Here is a 1,489-nt window from a genome sequence, read left to right on the forward strand (position 1 = left end):
GCGGAGAGCCGTCCCGTCCGGGGCGGGCGGCTCGGCACCGAACGCGCGCTCACCCGCGCGGCGGAGGTCCTGGACCGCCACGGCTTCGAGCCCGACCGGGAGGAGCCCACGCGCCTGCGGCTGCGCAACTGCCCGTTCCACCCCATGGCCCAGGACGACCCCGACCTCGTGTGCGGGGTCAACCACGCCTTCCTGTCCGGTGTGGTGGACGGCCTCGGCGCGTCCTCCATCGAGGCGAGGCTCGCCCCGCACTCCGGTTACTGCTGCGTCGAGTTCGGGCCCCGCGAGGAGTGAGGGGCGGCCGCTCCGCAATAGGTACTTACCTCCATAAGTCCGGCGAATTACTGTTACGCCGTGACGAGGTTGGGTGGGGTGGCACGGGCACTGGCCGCGGTCGTTCTCGCGGCGGGGCTCGCGGGGGCCTGCGGGGAGCGCGGGCAGGAATCGCTGCTGGACAAGTCGACGCTGGTGGTCGGTGTCCGGCCGGACCTGCCGGGGCTCGGGCAGCGGCTCAAGGACGGGCGGTTCGAGGGCTTCGACGTCGACGTCGCGCGCTACGTGGCGGACCGGCTCGGCAAGAAGGTCGCGTTCGTCCAGGCGCTGGCGGCCGACCGGATCCCGCTGCTGACCTCCGGCCGTGCCGACATGGTGCTCGCGACGCTGTCGGTCACGCCGGAGCGCAAGACGGAGATCGCGTTCGCCGGGCCCTACTACGTGTCCTACCAGGACGTTCTCGTGCCGTCGGACGCGCGCGGCGTCGACGAGGTCCGCGACCTGAAGGGGCGCCGGTTCTGCTCCGTGGAGGGCGCGAACACCGCGGCGCGGCTGCTGGCGATCCACGGGATGACCGCCGATCTCGTCCCCGCCCGGGACTACGACGAGTGCATGACGAAGATCAAGGCGGACGAGATCGACGCGATCACCACGAACGACGTGATCCTGGCGGGCCTCATCCGGCGGGAGGGCGGCGGGTTCCGGCTGGTCAACGCCCGGATCGGCGAGCAGAACACCGGGATCGGGCTGCGCCGGAACGACCCCGGCGGGTGCGAGGCGCTGAACCGGGCCATCACGCAGATGTACCAGGACGGCACGGCCGTGAAGCTGGTGACCAAGTGGTTCGGCGGCACCCCCGGCCTGGACCTGTCCATCATCGAGATCCCCCAGTTCGAGGGCTGCGACTAGCCGGTCGCGCGCTCCAGGATGTGGTGCAGTTCGTCGGCGCGCTCGCCGTCGATCGCGCCTTCCCGCGCGCGTGCGGCGATCTTGTGGTGCAGGTAGGCGACGTCCGAGTGGCCGCCTTCGAGCGCCTCCCGGGGGCGGTCCAGGATGTTCTCGATCACGTTGTTGAGGTCGAGGCCCACGTCGTCCCGGACGTCGCCCTCCTCGACGCCCTCGTCCACGGCGAAGCGGAGCCGGAGCAGCGCCTCGTACAGGCGGGGCTCGGCCGACGACTCCGGGGTTCGGGAGGGCGTGCTCTCGGGCGTGGGGG

Annotated in this window: 2 protein-coding genes and 1 pseudogene; 2 read left to right on the forward strand and 1 reads right to left on the reverse strand. The window is 71.8% G+C overall.

All coding sequences use genetic code 11. The features are described 5' to 3' along the window. Positions 1-294 (forward strand): annotated as a pseudogene (locus E1266_RS38615) (transcriptional regulator); the annotation flags it as partial. A 60-nt stretch (positions 295-354) separates the two neighbouring features. Further along, positions 355-1,182, forward strand: a complete 828-nt coding sequence (locus E1266_RS37245) for a transporter substrate-binding domain-containing protein (RefSeq protein ID WP_243719380.1) — start codon at positions 355-357, stop codon at positions 1,180-1,182. Here E1266_RS37245 and E1266_RS38620 read toward each other — a convergent pair. Then, a partial coding sequence (locus E1266_RS38620) for a hypothetical protein (protein ID WP_207946162.1) occupies positions 1,179-1,489 on the reverse strand: 311 nt, incomplete at its 5' end. The genes E1266_RS37245 and E1266_RS38620 overlap by 4 nt on opposite strands.

The sequence above is a fragment of the Actinomadura sp. 7K534 genome, assembly GCF_004348575.1.
Classification (GTDB): domain Bacteria; phylum Actinomycetota; class Actinomycetes; order Streptosporangiales; family Streptosporangiaceae; genus Spirillospora; species Spirillospora livida.